The sequence below is a fragment of the Brevibacterium picturae genome, assembly GCF_030453725.1.
GTDB classification, from domain to species: Bacteria; Actinomycetota; Actinomycetes; order Actinomycetales; family Brevibacteriaceae; genus Brevibacterium; species Brevibacterium sandarakinum_A.
Genome location: NZ_JAKDJU010000054.1, coordinates 1 through 18,938 on the forward strand (window position 1 = coordinate 1; position 18,938 = coordinate 18,938).

Annotated in this window: 15 protein-coding genes; 11 read left to right on the forward strand and 4 right to left on the reverse strand. The window is 62.4% G+C overall.

What is annotated here, in order from left to right:
* From L0G76_RS07475 to L0G76_RS07510, 8 genes are all read left to right on the forward strand, one after another.
* Nucleotides 1–386 (forward strand): response regulator transcription factor (locus L0G76_RS07475; RefSeq protein ID WP_304356667.1); only part of this gene is annotated, 386 nt, incomplete at its 5' end.
* A 136-nt stretch (nt 387–522) separates the two neighbouring features.
* Nucleotides 523–1,635, forward strand: coding sequence for a GNAT family N-acetyltransferase (locus L0G76_RS07480; RefSeq protein ID WP_304356668.1), 1,113 nt, complete (start codon nt 523–525; stop codon nt 1,633–1,635).
* Nucleotides 1,628–2,830, forward strand: coding sequence for a GNAT family N-acetyltransferase (locus tag L0G76_RS07485; protein ID WP_304356669.1), 1,203 nt, complete (start codon nt 1,628–1,630; stop codon nt 2,828–2,830). The genes L0G76_RS07480 and L0G76_RS07485 overlap by 8 nt, the downstream gene beginning before the upstream one ends.
* A 5-nt stretch (nt 2,831–2,835) precedes the next feature.
* Complete coding sequence (locus L0G76_RS07490; RefSeq protein ID WP_304356670.1) at nt 2,836–3,933, forward strand: sugar transferase; 1,098 nt, start codon at nt 2,836–2,838, stop codon at nt 3,931–3,933.
* A gap of 50 nt (nt 3,934–3,983) precedes the next feature.
* Nucleotides 3,984–5,369, forward strand: coding sequence for a tyrosine-protein kinase domain-containing protein (locus L0G76_RS07495; RefSeq protein WP_304356671.1), 1,386 nt, complete (start codon nt 3,984–3,986; stop codon nt 5,367–5,369).
* The gene (locus tag L0G76_RS07500) at nt 5,366–5,971 is read left to right on the forward strand and encodes an arsenate reductase/protein-tyrosine-phosphatase family protein (RefSeq protein WP_304356672.1); all 606 of its coding nucleotides are present in this window, start codon (nt 5,366–5,368) and stop codon (nt 5,969–5,971) included. The genes L0G76_RS07495 and L0G76_RS07500 overlap by 4 nt, the downstream gene beginning before the upstream one ends.
* Nucleotides 5,968–7,167: a hypothetical protein gene (locus tag L0G76_RS07505; protein WP_304356673.1), complete on the forward strand. Its 1,200-nt coding sequence runs from the start codon at nt 5,968–5,970 to the stop codon at nt 7,165–7,167. Before L0G76_RS07500 ends, L0G76_RS07505 begins: the two co-directional genes overlap by 4 nt.
* Nucleotides 7,164–8,438 (forward strand): hypothetical protein, encoded by a 1,275-nt coding sequence (locus L0G76_RS07510; RefSeq protein WP_304356674.1) that lies wholly within the window; start codon nt 7,164–7,166, stop codon nt 8,436–8,438. Before L0G76_RS07505 ends, L0G76_RS07510 begins: the two co-directional genes overlap by 4 nt.
* Here L0G76_RS07510 and L0G76_RS07515 read toward each other — a convergent pair.
* Nucleotides 8,324–9,499 carry a glycosyltransferase family 4 protein gene (locus tag L0G76_RS07515; protein WP_304356675.1) on the reverse strand — a complete coding sequence of 392 codons (1,176 nt, stop codon included), beginning with the start codon at nt 9,497–9,499 and terminating at the stop codon, nt 8,324–8,326. The two genes, L0G76_RS07510 and L0G76_RS07515, sit on opposite strands and share 115 nt — an antisense overlap.
* Nucleotides 9,496–10,380, reverse strand: coding sequence for a hypothetical protein (locus L0G76_RS07520; protein WP_304356676.1), 885 nt, complete (start codon nt 10,378–10,380; stop codon nt 9,496–9,498). The genes L0G76_RS07515 and L0G76_RS07520 overlap by 4 nt, the downstream gene beginning before the upstream one ends.
* A 421-nt stretch (nt 10,381–10,801) precedes the next feature.
* On the opposite strand from L0G76_RS07520, the gene L0G76_RS07525 reads away from it, so the two are divergent.
* The 3 genes from L0G76_RS07525 to L0G76_RS07535 are packed head-to-tail and all read left to right on the forward strand — an operon-like array spanning nt 10,802 to nt 16,272.
* Nucleotides 10,802–12,826 (forward strand): nucleoside-diphosphate sugar epimerase/dehydratase, encoded by a 2,025-nt coding sequence (locus tag L0G76_RS07525; protein ID WP_304356677.1) that lies wholly within the window; start codon nt 10,802–10,804, stop codon nt 12,824–12,826.
* Complete coding sequence (locus tag L0G76_RS07530) at nt 12,823–13,968, forward strand: DegT/DnrJ/EryC1/StrS family aminotransferase (protein WP_304356678.1); 1,146 nt, start codon at nt 12,823–12,825, stop codon at nt 13,966–13,968. The genes L0G76_RS07525 and L0G76_RS07530 overlap by 4 nt, the downstream gene beginning before the upstream one ends.
* A gap of 30 nt (nt 13,969–13,998) precedes the next feature.
* Entirely contained in the window at nt 13,999–16,272 is a 2,274-nt protein-coding gene (locus L0G76_RS07535) for a helix-turn-helix transcriptional regulator (RefSeq protein ID WP_304356679.1), read from the forward strand.
* Here the strand turns inward: L0G76_RS07535 and L0G76_RS07540 are convergent.
* Nucleotides 16,232–17,485 carry a lipid II:glycine glycyltransferase FemX gene (locus L0G76_RS07540; protein ID WP_304356680.1) on the reverse strand — a complete coding sequence of 418 codons (1,254 nt, stop codon included), beginning with the start codon at nt 17,483–17,485 and terminating at the stop codon, nt 16,232–16,234. The genes L0G76_RS07535 and L0G76_RS07540 overlap by 41 nt on opposite strands.
* Before the next feature lie 66 nt (nt 17,486–17,551).
* Nucleotides 17,552–18,745: a lipid II:glycine glycyltransferase FemX gene (locus tag L0G76_RS07545; RefSeq protein WP_304356681.1), complete on the reverse strand. Its 1,194-nt coding sequence runs from the start codon at nt 18,743–18,745 to the stop codon at nt 17,552–17,554.
* Nucleotides 18,746–18,938 lie beyond the last annotated feature (193 nt).

Here is an 18,938-nt window from a genome sequence, read left to right on the forward strand (position 1 = left end):
CCGCCATTCGCGACAAGAGCGAGCCAGACCTGGCCACGGTGTGCCGGACGCTGGCGGACCGCTTCCTTGGTGGGGTTGAGGCCATGAAGGGCAGGCGCGCGGACGGTCGCATTGGGCTCACCGTGCGAGAACGGCAGATCAGCAATCTCATCATCTCCGGCAGCACAAACTCTGAAATTGCGGCAGAGCTCGGAGTGCGAGTGAGGACCGTCGAGGGGCATACATACAGACTGTTCCAGAAACTGGGTGTCACCCGCCGTGAACAGGTGGCATCGGCCCTGCAGGCCATGCAGTTCGATCGGGGCCCGGCTGGCCCAGCACCGAGCAGGCGCGCCATCCGAGTATCTCGGGACGACGGTCCCAGCGAAGCTGAGCGTGTCGAGTAGTGGTCTCCGGTAATGACCACGCGATGACCGAGTAATTATGCCCCGATGTCCAGGTGCGTCCACCTAGTCGACCGCTGCGGACAGCTGTGATCCTGAAGTTGTGAGAGTACAACCTTTCGATAATTCAGGAGTCGGGATGACACCGCAACCGCCGCTGTTTCGCATCCTCGATGCAGCGATCACCAGTCAGCGACAGGAATGGGAGCGCGTCTGGGAGCGCATTGGCAAGGGTGAGATCTTCAGCCACCCTGCCTACCTGTGTGCGCTCGCGGACAACGATGGGAAGGTGCTCGCCGCCTATGGCCGAGGGCCGGGTGGCGGAGAAGTGCTCTACGCCTTCATCCGACGGCCGATCACCACTGATGCGGTCGGCAGACCGGTCGAGGTTGGTCTCAGCGATCTCATCACGGGGCTCGTGTACGGAGGACCAATTGGTGACATCGCAGCGGCAGATGACCTCGAATGGTTCTGGCGGAAATTCGCCGTTTGGGCCCGTGAAAACGGCGTCGTCAGCGAATTTATCCGCTTCTCACCGGTCGTCGAGGATCGTCTCGGGCCGTACCCCGGCACCGTGCGCAGACAAGCCCCTCACGTGGTGCGTGATTTGGGTGGGCTCGGCCCCGAGGATCTGGTGGCGGCCATGGTGTCGAACTCACGTCGACGCTACCGTCGGGCCATAGAGGCTGAGTACCGTACCCACATCGATGACACGGGAGAGATGCTCGACGATTTCCTCGACATCTACGAGGAGAACATGGACAGAGTGGAAGCCGCACCCGCCTTCTACTTCCCCCGCGAGTTCTTCGAGGAGATCAATCGAACGTTCCCGGGCAGATTCGCCTACGTCTTCGTTCTCGACGGGGACGAACCGGTGTCCGCAACCCTCATGCTCTACGGCGACCGGACGGCCTACTACTACCTCAGCGGCTGTCGGACCTCCGCTCTGCACAGCGGGGCGCATGTCTTTGCCCACATCGCCTGCATGAGGTCGTCTCTGGCCAGAGGTGCACGCCACCATGTACTCACTGGCGGCGTCACGAACACCGAGAATGACAATCTGCTGCGATTCAAACGGCATCTTGTTCCCGATGGCTTGCGCGACTATCTCACTGGGGAAAGGATCTTCCTCCCCGAGGTCTATTCCCGTCTGCTGGCGGGCGGCGCGTCCGCGCCAGAGTCACAGTACTTTCCACGTTACCGAGATCCAGCACTGAAGCTTCAGACCGTCGGAGGTGGTCTCGGTGTCTGAACCAGCGACGACCATCCTCAACGAGCCCACGTTCTGCATCCTGAACGCCGGCGACCCACACGACCGTGCAACCTGGATCGAGCGGTGGGAGCAGTCACCCATGCAGCTGCCCTACGCGCACCCCGACGTCGCTGCACTGATGGTCGGTTCCGAGGAGCAGGTGTTGTGCGCAACTCTGAGCGATGAGGGGGGCACGGTGCTCTACGCCTTCATTCACCGTCCTTTGTATGAGGGCGCAAGCGACATTGCCTCACCCTATGGATACGGCGGCGCCCTCTTCTGGGACGCCGAGGATCCGGAAGGTCTCGCGGCACGATTCTGGCCGCTGTTCGATGTCTGGGCCCGCAGCCATGGAGTTGTCAGCGAATTCGTTCGCTCCTCACTCTTTCCTGACGTGCTGGATCACCCGGGAAAGCAACGAGCACGCAACGAGAATTTTGTCCGCGAACTCGAAACTGAACTCGATGCGGTCTGGTCAGGCTCGGCATCGAAGGTGCGTCAGAATGTTCGCAAGGCGATGAAATCCGGTCTGAGCGTTCAAGTTGACCGACAGGGCAGCCTCATCGAGGACTTCCACCGGATCTATACCAACACGATGATTCGGCATAACTCATCACAGTGGTACCGGTTTCCACTCGCCCTCTTCGCTGAGCTGCAAGCCGCCCTCGGCGACCGAGTCCTCTACGTCGCTGTGCTCGAAGCAGGCGAGGTCGTCTCCGTCGATCTGACCCTCTTGGGCAGAGACACCGCATACTACTTTCTGGGCGGAACGAACCTAGACCACGGCGCATCTCGCCCCAATGATCTTGTGAAAGCGACCGTGATGGATTGGTTGGCACTGAACGGGTACCGCTCCTACGTCCTCGGCGGCGGAGTCAGCCCCGGCGACGGACTCGAACGTTACAAACGCGGATTCGCGCCCCAAGGAGCGAGGACTTACTGCACCACTGAACGGATCCACGATCCTCATGCCTACGATGCTCTCGTCGCTGGCCACCGGTACGATGCAGAGGTCCGCGGCGCACAATTGTCACAAGACTCGGATTTCTTTCCCCACTATCGGATGCCGCTGACTCCGGCTTCGGAAGGCAACGCTGTCCATACTTCGGTACCCGACAACGCAGCATCCGGAAGCGCAGCACATGTCGAACGACGCAGGCCACGACCGGGCAGCGTCGGTGCAGGAGCGGGGTGATCGCGATGAGCAAACAGACGCGCATTGCGGAAGACGCAGCCAGAGACGCCGGCCTCAACCCGGCACAATTGCGATATTTGGGCGTCAAACGGGCCGCAGACGTGGTCACGGCCCTCATCGCCCTGTTCGTACTGGCCGTACCGATGCTTCTGGTGGCCGCGATCATCTATTTCACGATGGGCGGCCCTGTGGTGTTCCGGCAGGAGCGGGTCACCCGTGGCGGAAGGCTTTTCCACCTTTCCAAGTTTCGGTCCATGCATGATGTCGATATTGCGCGAGGAATGGTCAGCGATGCGCAGCGCCTCACCCGCCTCGGGACAATCCTGCGGGCGACGAGCATCGACGAGCTGCCGAGTCTCTTCAACATCCTTCGCGGCGATATGAGCTTCATCGGTCCGCGGCCCCTGACGTCCGACTATCTGGAGAGATTCAGTGACGAGCAGATGCGCAGGCACAGAGTCTGCGCGGGACTGACCGGGCTGGCACAGACGAACGGACGAAACCGCCTCGGCTGGGACGACCGTTTCGAACTGGACCAGACCTATGTTGAGAGTTTAGGTCCGCGGATCGACCTCGCCATTCTGGCCAGAACCTTCCTCACTCTTTTCGACAGGCGGGGCATCACCGACGGTGAGTCCGTATCGATGAGCGATTTTCCGGGACCGTTGCGCAGCAGACGTCTGCGATTCTTCACTTTCGACGACCTCGGACGGTGGCACAGCGAAGACATGCAAAGCGTGCCGGTGTGCTCGGGGCGTTTCCGCAGCGCCGGCGAAGCATTCGCAGTCGTGACCATCGCAACCGGAGCAGCATCCGGTTCAGCCCAGGAGGCTCTTATGAAGGAATCAATGGACCTGCTCATCAACCATGTGCGGGCGAGGGGGTGCGACTGGCTCGCGATTGCAGAGGACTCTCTGCCGCCGACAGTCGGTGACCACCTCGGCGAGCTCGGATTCGGTTCTGTGCTGATCAAGCATGCAGTGACGGAACCCCCACACCCGAGTATCTCCACCAGCGCCCGACAGCGCCCGACCGTGGCAGCACAGTGCCCTGAATCCCTGGAAACCAGACACCTTGTCGCGTACATCGGACTGTCGTCATGAAGTCACATCCCATACCCGTATTCGCGTCAGCGCCGAGGGACCCGAAGACAATGAACCCGCAGACGGAGTCGAAGACTATGCAGCTGAACAGCGTGCTCGAAGTGTTCAGAGGGCGGTGGCTGATCATCTCGATCACGGCCGTGATCCTCACCGGCATAGTCGCGGCCGCGACGTTCCTCACCACACCGCAGTACGAGTCCCACACCGAAGTATTCGTTTCGGTGAACTCCGGAAACGACGTGACCTCGCTGTCACAGGGCGGCGACTTCTCGACGAACCGAGTCAAGTCTTACATCGCACTCGTGACGAGTCGGCCCGTACTCACCGAGGTCATCGATGAGCTGAACCTGCGTGAGTCACCGGAAAACCTCGCGGAGCGCATCCACGCGGAGACGGAACCGGAGACGGTCCTGCTCACTGTCAGCGCTCTTGATGCTGATCCAGAGGCCGCTGCTGAAATCGCGAACTCGGCCACCCGGCATTTCATGACCCTCGTCGAACGTCTCGAACGCCCAGGTTCGTCCGAGTCACCGCTGGTCACGCTCTCACTCGTCCAGACGGCCAGTCCGTTCGACACTCCGGTCTCCCCAGACATCGTCCGCAACCTCATCTTCGGGCTCATCGCCGGTCTGGTCGTGGGGACGATCGTCGGGTTCGTTCGCAATTCGACGGACACGCGGGTGAGGGATCCGCAGGAAGCCAGCCGAATCACCGGTGCTCCGCTGCTTGTCCGCTTGCCAGAGGACGCCAAGTCGGCCGCAAACACACAGGCCATGAACTCGGCTCCGACGGCCTTCGCCGAGGCAGTCCGGCTATTGCGTGCCCGCTTGAGGTTCGCCGATGTCGACGATCCCGTCACGACCCTTGTCGTCACCGCAGTTTCCTCGGGTGAGGGAAAATCCAGTGTTGCGATCCACCTGGCATCCGCGATGACCGAATCGGGACTCAAAGTCCTCCTCATCGATGCGGATCTTCGGCGGCCGGTGATCGCGGACAAGCTGGGCCTTGAACCGATCGTCGGCCTCACCTCGGTGCTCACACATCAGACGACCCTGCCGGAGGCTCTGCAACGCAGCGGGCCCGGGGGATATGACGTGCTCACCACAGGAATGCTTCCTCCGAATCCGAGCGAACTGCTCGAGTCCGCGACGATGCGAAGCTTCGTGACCGAGATCAGGAAAAGCTACGACTTCATCATCATCGATTCTCCGCCGGCCGGGGCCACCGCAGATCCTGCGATCCTCGGTGCGCTCACAGACGGCTTCCTGTTCGTGGTCCGCGCGGACGGGAAGACCTCTCGCGATGCCCTCCAACGGGTGCATCATCAACTCACCGGGGTAGGCATGAGAAGCCTCGGCGTGGTCGCCAATCGGTGCCACGGCGAGGACGTCGACGCAAACGAATACTATCGACATGTCGGGGTCGATCAATCATGAGACTGCCAACGGACCGTCTTAATGTACTCATCGTGTGCACGGCGAACATGGTGCGGTCGCCGTTCGCGGAGCGGCTGCTGCAATCGCGGCTCGACGAGGTCGCCCCGGGATTCGCCACGGTGACCAGTGCAGGGACTCAGGCCCCGGCTGGAGCGACGATGGACGAGCGGTCCGTCATCGAGCTGTCTCTACGCGGTGTCGACAGTGCACGTTTCAGCAGCCGTCGGATCAGTCGCTCGCTGCTTGCTGACAGCGATATCGTGCTCGGGATGGAGCGGGTTCACGTCAAAACGATCCTCTCCCAATGGCCAGAGGGACTGAATAGGACGTTCGCGCTGGGGGGCTTCGCTCACATTCTCAAGACCATGGGGCGAGCGGAGGGGGCGGTGCAGTCGACCGTTCAAGCCGGTTGGAGGACACTGGTCAGGAGCGCGGCGGTGAATCGGGGCCTGGCTGCAGGAACGAGCCATGACATTGCCGACCCGAACCACGACTCGGTCGCTTGCTACCAGTCGACGATGGCACGCATCGAGGAAGTTGTCGATGCCACGGTCTTCGGCCTGGTTCAGAACATCTCAACCACGACACGCCCGAGCTTATGAAGTCTGCGCCGGCACTGCAGCCCGAGGGCGATAGGAGCGGACGAGCCATGCGTCGCGGTGACTATCTCTTCGTGCTCATCGGCGAAGTGGGCGCGATAGCTGTCATCCAGCTCCTCCCTATGCTCCACCTGTCCATCTTCGAGTACGCCGCTTATTCGGCGATCTACCTGGGGTTCGCCGCGTTCATCACCGCTAAGTTCGCTCTGCTCAGTGATGTGTGGGCGAGGCGGACGCAGCAAGACGGTGGCGGCAACGCGCTCAATCACACATACATGTCGATGCTCACAGCTGTCGCGCTCCTCGGCGGAATCGTTGTCGGAACTCTCACCTCGGCCATCGCACAGGACCTTCTTCTCGGAAGCGTGGCACTGTGTGCAGTGTCAGCGGGCGTGTATCGGGCTGGGACCGCCTACCGGCTGATCGGCAATGGTCGGGCGCTTCGTGCCGGGCTGACGGAGATAGCTGGCGCCTGCTGTGCGGGAACCGCAGCACTCATCATCGTCCTCAACGACTCCTACAGCACTCTCACAGCTCTCGCCTGCTGGGCGATCTCTCCGCTCGTGTCCAGCCTGGGCACACCGATGTTGCCCCGTCTGCACCCGCGAGAGGTCACTGGGTGGCTGCGTGAGAATCGATCTGCAATCCGCGCCCTGGTCGGTGAATCACTCATCAAAAACGTCGAATCCATCGGAACGCCCTATCTGCTCGGCGGCCTCGGCGGAGCCGCGGCACTGGCTCTCTATCGGGCAGGTTCGTCGTTGACCTATCCGGTCAGAATTCTTATCGACGCGGTCCGTGCCCGCATCGTCAACGGGTCGATCAAGGCGAACGGTCGAACGCTGGCTGTCCTCACTGCAGCCGGAGGGGGCATGGGGGCTTGCGTGGCGGGGGCGCTCTTCGCTGCAGACAGCTGGGGCCTTGGGCAGGACGCGGTCCTCGGGCTCCTGGCCCATCATATCTTCGCTGTCTGGGCCTGGGTCTGGGTGACCGCCATATCCACATTCATCCAGTTCGCCGGGCGAGGCTACTTCGATCCGCGCTCTCTCATTCTGCGCCGGATCGCTCATACTCTCGTCGTCATGCTGGGCACTGCCGCAGCCCTTCTCATCTTCGGCGTCGGTGCGGTGATCTGGGGCGCTGTCATCACTCGCGTCCTCGCGATTCCGCTGTGGCTGGTGGGAAGGAACAGGCAATGACCGAAATTCTGGGAGTCGCCGCCATCCTGCTCGTCGTCAGTGGAGGCGGGTGGATGTTGCTGCGCCCGAGGTATGGCAGTGGTGCCGCTCTCGGACTCGTCCTCACATCACAGTCTCTGCACGTGGCGGCGACGATCTATCGTTACGGAATCGAAGTCCTCAACGATGATTACACGGAAACCGCCTCGGACACTTTCCGCTATCTCCTTTACGGTCGGGCCCGCTGGCTGAACGAGACCCCGCTGCTGTCGGAGGTCAAGCCGGGCAACGGCACAGAGACTACCTATGCGCTCAGCCAAGCATTCTTCACGGTCCTCGGTGACCATCGCTTTCTCGTCTTCCTCCTCGGTTCGAGCCTGGGGCTGATCGGACTGTGGTTCATTGCCTTGGCACTGCGGACCGCCAGGGAAGCTGCACCGCTTGGGTTCGCCTTCGCCATCGTCGCCTTCCCGACCACGGTGTATTGGAGTGCCAGCTTCGGCAAGGATTCCGTCACGCTGTTGGCGCTGGGGGCCGTCCTCCAGTGCGTAGCCCGCACTGCCCGGAGTCATAGTGTCCACGTCGAATCGATCATCGGACTCGCTGTCGTTCTGCCGGTCATTCTGTGCGTACGCATGGATGTCGGCCTCGTCCTCATCGGCGGTCTCCTCCTGGCCTGGATCGGAGCCACGAACAGCCCGAGCCATCGCTTCCGCACACCAGTCGTCATCATCGCCTACTGTGTGCTTCCCCTCGCCCTGCTTACGGCGATTCTGCTCGAAATCGACGATCCCTGGGGCATCGTCGAAGAATTCACCGGCAGCTACGAGCGAACGTCTCTGGGCGGTTCGGACCTGGAGACGTCGCGGCCGAGCGGGATCCTCGGGATCCTGGTCGGCGTGTTCACAGCAGTCTTCCGACCAATGCCGTGGGAGTTGGGAGTCCAGGGCCTGCTCAGCAGTCTCGACATCATTCCCCTCGTCGCGGCGGTCGCCGTTCTCGTGAACTCTCGCCGTCTGTCTGGACTCAGCACGCCAAGCGCCAGGCTCGTCCTCTGCACGCTGTTCTTCGCGATCGCCGTTTTCGCGCAGCTCACCGAGTTCGGAAACTTGGGCCTGCTGGTGCGACTGCGGTCATTGATCGTGCCGACGCTGATCCTGGCGATCGCACTCGTGCCTCAGCCCTTCGTGTTCCGAAGTCGCGATCCCCTCCGCGCACCCAACAGCTCGTTGTCGTGGTCCCAGGTGGCCGACCACAGCTCCGAGGGCAGAAAATCAGCCACTACCCTCTGACGTGCCGCAGATGCGAGCCGCTCTCGCTGTTCCGTGTCCCCGATCAGGACCGAGAGCGCGGATGTGAGAGCAGCCGCGTCTCTGACCGGGACCAAGCGTCCGGTCACACCGTCGATGACGGCATCCCGGATGCCAGGGATGTCACTGGCGACGGAGGCCACTCTACAGGCGTTTGCCTCAAGCAGAACCTGACCGAAGCCCTCCCGATACGAGGGGAGCGCGAGCACGGTCATGAGTCCGTAATAGGGGCGGACATCGTCCGTTTCACCGATGAGGTGGATCCTCGGGTCCTCTTCCAAGGCTCTTCGCACCTGTGAGGGAATGGGATCGGTGTCGTCGTGGGCGCCGACGATGAGCAGCCGGGCACGGGGGATCTCCCTGCGGATCTGCGACCAGGCGGCAGCGAGCTCGACGATGCCCTTGTCGATGACGATCCTGCCGACGAAGCCGATGACAGGATCCCCGGGCGCAATGCCCATCTCCTCGGCAGCGCCAGTCGCCATCGTGCGGGCGAGAGTCGGTGAGAAATGTTCAGAATCGACGCCGTTGACGCTGCCCGAGCCCAGCACGATGCCCTTGCCTCGCGGCAGCACCTTCTCCGCACGGGCCAAGGCGAGCACAGAGGCGCTCACCCCGAGCACCGAATGCGCCAAGGTGGAAGTGAGTCGTTCCGCAGCCTTGAGCAGCACTCGCCTCGCACCCATTGTCGTGAGGAACCGGAGACCGTGGATCTGATAGACGCACACCGGCACGCCTGCCATTCGTGCCGCCACTGTGAACAGCAGTCCTGCCTTCGGCGTGTGCGCGTGAACAACGTCCGGACGCAGTCGGCGCAGGAGTCGGACGATGGACAGCAGGGCCAGAGCATCTGCGAGGGGGCGGATCTCGCGAGACATCGGGACGGCGATGGCCGGAACCCCTTCGGACTGGGCGAAGGTCTGCAGACGCGGACCCGGCGAAGAGATGAGAACGACCTCGGCGCCTCGGCGAGTGAAGTATTCGCATTGGCCGCTGAGGAACGCAAGGGTCTGGGGCACCGTCGTGGCGTGGATGACTTTCATCGCGCGGTCTCGGCGAATCCGGGGACGAGATCGAGGAAGTCGGTGGGGAGCGGTGCCCGGATGCTCCAGATGTTCTGGGCTGCAGACAGCATCGCCTCGAGACCGGTGCGCTCGGTCATCATCGCATCGGACAGGTCGATGCTCGGATTGAAGTATGAGGCGGCAAGGAGAGTCGGACTTTCGGCATAATGCAGGGAATGGCGATTGAGGTTGAGTGCCCGCCTCAGCCCCTCATCGACGCTGAGCGGTCTGACCGCTGTCTGCGCATTCTTCTCCAGGAAGATGACGTCGTTGATGGGTGAGGGATTCCTCAGTGCAGCGGACGGAGATGCCGGCGCCAGGTTCGGGGGCTCGGGGCTGTTGGCTCGTCGCGACAGAACACGACCGGCAGCGGTGAGCAGGTTGTCATGACGGTGCTCGCTGAAGGTCCAGGGGACCGAATGGATGCGGGAGCCGTCGACCACGGCGAGATCCTCGGAAATGAGGCGTGCGCCGAATTCCGTGCACGCGCGATTGACCGTCACCGTCTTACCGGTGTGCGAGGGGGCCATAACGACGAACGTTCCCGCACGCTCATGCGTGAACGCGGAGCAGTAGAGAGGGATGAGCCCTGCGTGCAGAAAGCGCCAGGTCACGAGGTCGGAGAGGATGTACCTGGCCGAATGCAGATTCATCAGCCGGTACTTCACGATTTGCGCATACGCGGGGTTGACCTGAAGGTGGATCTCGTCATCGAGCAGACCTGTGAGGCGGAAACGCAGCGCGGCACCCCCAGGGAGGGGGCGCTCATAGAGGAGTTCGTCACTGCTGGCCGATCCCGAGAACATGTAGTTGCGCAGGAGCTCGGCGGCGGGGGTGTGCTGACGGAAGTCCCGGGTCACAGTAAACCTCACTCGAACCCGGCAGTCGGCATATTCGCGAGCTGAGACCTCGGGCATATTGGCACCCCATGGCCATGAGAAACGGCGACAGTTAGTCGCTATTCCGAGGAGACCCGGTGACGCCATGACGTGATGGTAGGGCACGCGTTGATCATCTCACGCCGGGGTGGGGCCAGCAACAGATCGGCGGACGTTCGAGCCAGCGAACGGGGCGCCCAGCCAAGGGGCGAGTACGGGCGCTCGTGCGGTGATGATTCCACACGTGTTCCGAGTATCGTCCCCAGTGATGACCAGTTGATGACCGAGTAGTTACACGGCAACTGCCAGGGACAGCCACCTAGTGTCCGAACCCCTCAGAACGGAACCTGGGGTTATGAAGAATTTCACCCCTGCCTCTGTACAATCCACAGTCACTCCTGGAGTGAGCAGCGCCGCTTCGTCCAGGAAAGATGCCTCGCTCAGGAAGGTCGCGATCGCGCGCTATTCCTTCTGGTGGGAGATCCTGGGCCGCTTCGGACTTGAACAGACCTCACCGATCTTCCGCTGGGTCGTCCTCGGGGCACTCGACACTGCCGCCATCGTCGTGACCTGGGTCGCTGTCCTGCCTTTCGTGCGGGAATTGCCCATGCCGTACCTGCTGATCTTCCTCACGCTCATCGCGCTCACTCAGATCGTCGTCGGCTCAGTCCTTGGCCTCTACCGCCGCCGCTTCGCTCTGGGTTCGAACCCCGAGCTGCGGTGCCAGGGCATGACCGCGGCATTCGTCCTTGGCGTCGGGGCCGCGTCGACGGTTCCCCTGGGTGTGACCGAGGATCTGTCCTGGTTGCTGCTGGCCATGGCAAGCGGACAGATCGTCATGGTCGTCGCCCGGCAGATCCTGCGCGTCTGGATGGACAGTGAGCGGGTCCCCGTCGCCGGCGAACGAGTCGTCGTCATCGGCGCCGGCGAACTCGGAGCGACTCTGATCTCGCAGATGGTCCATGATCCCGACAGTCCTTATCTGCCGGTGGCGATCGTCGATGACAACCCGTCGAACGCCAAGCTCATCATTGATGGTGTCCGCGTTTTCGGAACCACCCGTGACGTGCGTGCGGTGGTCGAGAGCACGGACGCGACCGGCGTGATCGCCGCGATCGCGCAGGCACCATCCGAGCTCTTCGCTTCACTCGTGACGGACCTCGACCTCGGCCGGGTCTGGGTTCGCACCGTGCCCTCCCTCGTGGACCTGCTCGAGACCCCGGTCGGACTGTCGTCAATCCGCGATATCGACGTCTCGGACCTCATCGGCCGTCAGATCATCGACCCGGAGGACAAACAGGTCGGCGATCTGCTCCGGGGCAAAACCGTTCTGGTCACCGGCGCGGGCGGCTCGATCGGTTCGGAGCTGTGTCGGATCATCTCTCGACACGAACCAGCACGGCTGCTCATGCTCGACCGAGACGAGTCGGAGTTGCATTCCCTGTGCATGAGCCTTGAAGGGCGTGCGCTCATGGAGTCGCCTGACCTCGTCCTCGCCGACATCAGGGACGGCGAAGCGCTCACCAGACTTTTCACAACGCTGCGACCGGACATCGTCGTCCATGCCGCTGCGCTCAAACACCTGCCTATGCTCGAACGATTCCCCGACGAAGGGTGGAAGACGAATGTTCATGGAACTCTCAACGTCCTGCGCGCCGCACATGCGGCCGGGGCGGAACGCTTCGTCAACATCTCCACCGACAAGGCTGCGAATCCGTCGAGTGAACTCGGTCGCTCGAAGTTCCTTGCAGAGAGGCTGACCGCGAACTTCGCGGAGCGCACCGGGCTGCCCTATGTTTCGGTGCGCTTCGGCAATGTGCTGGGTTCTCGTGGTTCCGTGCTGCTTTCCTTCGCAGATCAGATCAGCCGGGGCGGGCCGCTGACCGTGACCCACCCGGATGTGACACGCTTCTTCATGACGATTCCGGAGGCCTGCCACCTCGTTCTGCAGGCAGCGGCAGAGGGCCGGCCGGGACAGACGATGGTCCTCGACATGGGTCGCGCTGTGAAGATCGTCGACCTGGCCCAGCGGATGATGGTGATCTCGGGGCGCACGTGTCCGATCGCGTTCACCGGACTGCGGGCGGGGGAGAAGCTCCACGAAGAGTTGTTCTCCCCGACCGAAGACCTCAGCCGAGGCATCAACGGTCTCGCCTGGAACGTGCAGATCGAGGGCCTGGACCCGGCAGCTCTGCCCGCAGCCGGAGTGCGGCTGGAGACGATCGGTGAGTTCTACAGTCGCGAAGTTCTCGAGATGCGAGACCCCGAAGGGGCCACTCCCACCGCCGAGGTGGTTCTCGGCTCGAGTGCCGACCCGGCTGTCCCGACCAATGACGATCTCGAAACCGACCGATCAGTGACCAAAGCGCCGCTTTCGGTGCTGTGCGCATCGTTGACGCCGATCAACGCAATGGGGAGTGCATCATGACTGCGATGATTCCGCTGTGTCTGCCCTCTGTGGGGCCTGGCGAGGAAGAAGCCGTGATTGCGGCCATCCGATCCGGGTGGATTGCTCCAATGGGCCCCCAGCTCGAGGCATTCGAGGCGCGTCTGGCCGAATTGACTGATCGTCCCAGTGTCGTCGCTGTGTCCTCGGGAACTGCCGCGCTCCATCTGGCACTTCTCGCTGCAGGAGTAGGAGAGGGGGACACGGTTGCGGTCTCGACCCTGACATTCGCGGCCACGGCGAATGCGGTGGCCTATACCGGAGCTCAGTCACTCTTCATCGACTGTGATGACACCGGACTGATGTCCGCGGATCTGCTGGCACAAGCTCTCGCGAACGCGGATCGGGCGGGCCACCCGATCACAGCGATCATCGTCGTCGACCTCTATGGCAGACCCGCGGACTATCCGCGCATCTGCGCACTTGCGAAGCGCCACGGGGCGAAGGTGATCGCGGATGCCGCAGAATCACTCGGCGCCGAATTGGACGGGCGACCAGCCGGGTCGTTCGGCGATTTCGCCGCACTGTCGTTCAACGGCAACAAGATCGTCACCGCTTCGTCGGGCGGAGCCGTCCTCTGCCGGGACCCGGAGAGCGCGGATCAGGTCCGTTACCTGGCCACGCAGGCCAGGCAACCTGTCCTCCACTACGAACACACCGACGTCGGATTCAACTATCGACTCTCAAACATTCTCGCCGCTCTCGGGCTCGCGCAGCTGGCGAGACTCCCGGAGATCCTCGTGGTGAAGAGGGCGCATCACCTGGCCTATCAGCAGATGGCCGACGAGGTGGAAGGGATCGCTCTGCTCGATGCCGCTGACGGCAACTGCTGGCTGAGCATCCTGCGCATAGACCCGGGCGCTCGCCTGTCGGCGACCGAGCTCGGAGAACAGCTGCTGCGTGAGGGCATCGAGACCCGGCCGGTGTTCAAACCCATGCACCTGCAGCCCGTGAACGCAGGATGCTCGCTGGACTACATCAGTGGACGTGCACAGGAGTTCTACGCCACTGGGTTGGCGCTGCCCTCGAGCGTCGATTTGCGTGAGTCGGAGCGGTCCCAAGTGATTGCGGCTGTACGCCGACTCATGACGTCGGTACTGCCCAGTACCCCTGAAGTTGTGTGAATCGGACTACGTGTGAAGGAACTGCCGCCCATGAGACCCCATTCCGACCAGAGTCCGACCCAGGAGGATTTTACACGCGAGCTCGGCCTCACCGATGCGGAATTCGCCGCCGAACTCTTCACCGCCAGCGGCGGTCGTCTGAGCCTGAGTCGGACTGCTGTTGACGTTGCCGCACGCACGACGATGCCCGTCGACTTCGCTTCGCCGAGCTTCGCCGACTACGTCGCGGGACTGACCCCGGATTTCGGTATTGGTGCCTCGGCCGGAGACGCATGGGTCGCTGCCGTGCTTTCGCATCTGCGGGTCTTCACCAAGCAGACTGCGCTTTTGGCCCTGTCGGCGATGAGCCCGGAGGCGATCGGCAATGTTGATCTGCGCGATCCCGAGGGGATCCTCATGCGCCTGCGCCTCGAAGGGGTCCTCGTGCCTACTGGGACGGTCAGTCGTCCTCAGGCTCTGCAGGTTCCTGCACTCCTCGCAGCCAAGCTGCGCCATGATCTGCGGGCACGCACGGACGAAGACAGTGTCGTTGCCGCTCTCGTCGTGGCGCTGATTGATCACATGGAGAACTCCCAACAGGTTGATCCTGAAATTCTTGCCGAGGCGCTCGTCCTGGCGCGTCGGGCCGGCCTGTGGTTCCAGCTCGGTCGAATCGGGGAATCCGTCGGTCTGCCAATGTTCCTGGTCGCTCCTCGGGAGGCGTGTTCGGCCTTCGGCCATCTACCTGTGGCAGCCCTCCAGGCCGAGCCCGAGCTGGGGTTCCTCTCGATGCTCACCGATGATGTTCTTGACCGTTCGACGAACGGCCTCACTCCCGACGAGGTACGCGGCATCCTCGTGGAGGAGACGCGTGCCGGACGGTTGCGGCAGTACTTCCCGGCCTCGGCCACGCGCGAGGATCCTCTGGCACGCTCGGCCCACGACGCAGGGTCACCTCAGTTGGACAATGGCGATGACGCAGCTGTTGGCGGCACAGCGTTCGCCACTGGAGCCCCCGCGCACCGAGGGGGAAGCATCGGCATCGTGCGGCAGATGCTGACCTTTGGTCTCGCCGGTGATCATGCACAGGCGGCGGCTCTGGGAAAGTCATGGGGCGATGATGGGGCTCCACGACGGACACAGCTCTTGATTCGCCTGCTCACCGCGGTCTCTCTCTTCCACGCCGCCGAATTCCAGCGGTCGCTCTCACTGCTGTATGAGATCGAAGACGCTGCCGCAGACGCTCATGTCGACGGCGACTTCCTGTTGCCCGCGGTGACGGCGTGGACGGCGCTGACGGCAATGGTCAGCGGGGACCACGAGCGCGCCGATCGTCGACTGGCCAGCCTGGCCGAAGAATTCGCGTCACCGCTCATCGTCGATGAACTTGTCCACCCACCCGCTCTCGTGGCATCGGCACTGCGGGCACTCGATCGACTCGACCTCGAGAAGGCGGATGAGGACCTGCAGCAGCTGACTGCGTTTCCGGAGAACCGGTCGCTGTGGGTCTACCTTCCGGTCATTTCCCGTACGATCGCGCTCCTTGGGTCAACCTCTCGCTCCGGGCTTCTCTTCGTCAATGACGACGTCGAGAAGTACCGGCATTCGGCAGAAGTATCGCTCACAGGCAAGGACCTTCTGGCTGCGAGCCGAAGCCAGGTCTACATCGGCTTGGGCCAATTGAAATGGGCCGAGCTGGAGCTGCGGAGGCTCTCCTCTTCCACGGATCTGAGGACGGTGCTCAATGTCCGACTCGAGCTGGTGGCAGGGCGGAACGAGAGCGCGATCGCTCTGGTCGACACCTGGTTCTACCACCAATCCCTGACTCCGCGAAGTCGGGCAGAGCTGGCCGCGATCAAGGCTGCGGCCCTGCTGCGCCTCGGCCAAGACGCTGCAGCGGCAGCGGAGTTCACCACCGCCGTCGGGCTTTCGGCGTGGGTGAAATCTCTCCTTCCGTTGGTGTTTCTGCCGCGGCAGGACAGGGACCGTCTCATCGATCTCAGTTCGGGTGACGTGATCTTCGATGAGCTCTTCAGCGCCTTCAGCGGGCATTTCTGGGACAAGTCTGCGCTGATGACAGCATTGCGGACCGTCGGTGAGATCTCTGTCGGCGAAGCCTCGGTGCCGCAGCTCACGTCGGCGGAGGCTCAACTCCTCGATCTCCTGTCCCAGGGGCTTTCAATCGTCCAGATCTCAGCAGCTCTGCATCAGGTTCCGGGCACGGTGAAGAACCGCCTCTCTGCCCTCTACCGCAAATTTGAGGTCTCGAGTAAGGGAGAAGTCGTCAATCGGGCGCGCTCCCTGGGATTCCTTCTTCCCGGCTGACGCGACCATTCGCCGCCAGCGCTGGAGTGTGCCGGGGAAGGTGCCAGTGAGTGTGCCGGATCGTCTCGGCCGCACGACGGAACCTCGAGGTGGTACCGAAATAAGCCGGCAGAAGCTTGGTGAAGGTGTGATAGATCCGCGGCTCCAGCGGAAGGTCCCAAGCGTCGACGTACTCATGAGCGTCGGCGCCCATCTCGGCTTTGAAGCGCACCAGCCCCGATGTTGCATCAGCCTCGTCGAGGCCATCGCCGACTCCGCCCAGGTCATAGAGCCTGGCTCCATCGGCAATGGCCTGACGCAGAACGGCCCAGTACACGGCGTTCGAAGGCTTCACTTTGGGTTGCCTGGTGCTCGTCGTTGCGAAGACTCCCTGAGCGCGCGTGCCGACCTGGGCACTCGCATTGGCCGCCACCAGCGTGCCTTCCGACCGTGCCAGATGAAGGTGAAAGCTGCCGGGGAAGGCTTCTCCCATCGAGCCCCAGAGCGTGTGGAAGTAAGACATGGGCTGATGCGCGAAATGGTTGCGGTCGGCGGTCTCGCCATACAGGATGTGAATCTCGCCGAGGTCGGCGCGAGTACCGCTCAGGATCTCGATCTCCGCGCGCTGTGCCTTGCGGATGTTCTTCCGCCAGTATTTGGACATTCCGGACAGAACAGATTCTTCGTCACTTCCCTGGAGATCGAGCCAGAAGTTGAATCGCGGATGGCTGGCCCCCGCTTCTCGATCGCTGGGTGCCGGACGCCACCCTGCGGCCCGCAATGTGTCCACCAGCTCGGTGCCGACGGGGTCAATGCGGTCGGGGGCGAGGTCGCGAAAGTGCTTCACCTTCGGGTCGGTAATTCCTGCCTTGATCGAGGCGGCATTCCAGCTGCGCAGACTCACCAGAGGAGTGATTCGCACTCCGAAGGCGTGACGCGAACGAAGGTGACGGCCCAGCGCATTCAATTGGTCGGTCACATCTGGCGAACGCCAGTCGATGACCGGACCCTGAGCGATGTAGGCGAAGCAACGGTTGGTGCCAGGCAGATTCCGGTAGCGGATGAGCGCGACGGCCACGAGCTGAGCCGTGACGTCGAACCAGCCCACGAGTTCATGGTGCCAGTCGCCGCTGCGCACGTCACCCCACTGAGGAGTCTGCTGGTAACCCACATCCGGGCGATGCCCGATGAAGTTCCAGTACTCATCCGTCGACAGGGTCCTCAGTGTGTGCACCAGATCACAGTAGTCCTCGCGAGGGTGCGGGCGCTACGCATTGCAGACGAAAAGATCCTGTGAGTTCTACGGGTGTGATTTCATCCTTCGATCCCGAACAGATCCTATGCCGGCAACTGTGCCGCGCAGCCAGGAAGAGGCCCTGGAATAAGCGGGGAGAAGCTTTGTGAAGGCTGAGTACAGCCGAGGTTCGATCGCGAGATCCCAGGAGCCGACATATTCGTGCGCATCCGCTCCCATCTCGGTCTTGAATCGAATCAGTCCTGCCGCAGGGTGGCTCTTGTCGACAGTGTCCTTCACTCCACCCAGATCGTAGGTCGTGGCGCCACGCGCGATCGCCTCACGGATGATGGCCATGTAAACCGCGTTCGACGGTTTCACCTTCGGCTTGCTCATGCTCGTGGCGGTGAAGATGCATTGCGCGTACGAGTTCACCTGCGCTGTCGTGCTCGCAGCGATGATCTCGCCGTCGTATCGGGCCAGATGCGTGGAGAAGTGACCGGGGAAATCGTCGCCCATCGTATTCCATATGGTTGCGAAGAAGGATATTGGCTGAGAGTCGAAGCCGTTGCGCTCAGCGGTCTCTTGGTACAGGCAGTGGAAATCGGTCAGGTCGTTCATCGTGGCGAGGCCGACTTCGACGCCATCGCGTATTGCTTTGCGGGCGTTGTAGCGCCACGTCTTGTGCATCCCGGCGAGGATGTCGTCTTCGGTCTTTCCGTCCAAGTCCAGCCAGAAATTGAACCGGGGCTGACTCTCTTCCGTCGCCTTGTCCTGGGGAGATTCGTGCCATCCGGATCGCCGCAGCGACGTGACGAGATGGTCTCCTCTTGGATTGGTGAAGTCGGGTTCGATGTCCGAGAAACTGGTTGCTGCAGTATCTGCGAGTGCCGCTTTGACGGTGGCGGCGTTCCACCGATTCAAGCTGACAAAGGGAGCGATGCGGATTCCGAACACGTTCTGCTGGGCAAGGTATTCCACGAGCGCCTGGAGCTGGCCACGCAGATCCGGTGACTGCCAGTCGACGAGGGGGCCGTGTGGAATGAAGGCGAAATGACGGTTGATTCCGGGCAGTTTGCCGTATCTGATTGCGCAGGCCGAGACCAGATTCTCTGCCTGGTCGTACCACCCCACCAATTCGGGGCGCCACGTTCCGTTGCGTGCCCGATTCCACTCCGGCGTCTGCTGGAAGCTGATATCAGGCAGTTCTGTGATGAACTGCCAGTAGTGGAACTCCGAGACCGTGCGGAGAGTGTACATAGAGTGAGTATAGGCGGTAACTACATCTGAGTCGATGGAATCATGATAGCTCTGCAATTGGGTCTCGCACGTGTGGGGACAGTGTGCGTTGCGGGTGTTTCAGGCTTGCGAAATCCTTGGTGAGAGGCCGCTGGTGAACCTCACGCAGTGACCAGGTCCCGCCGCCGGAACCCCAGCATCCCCAGCCCCACGA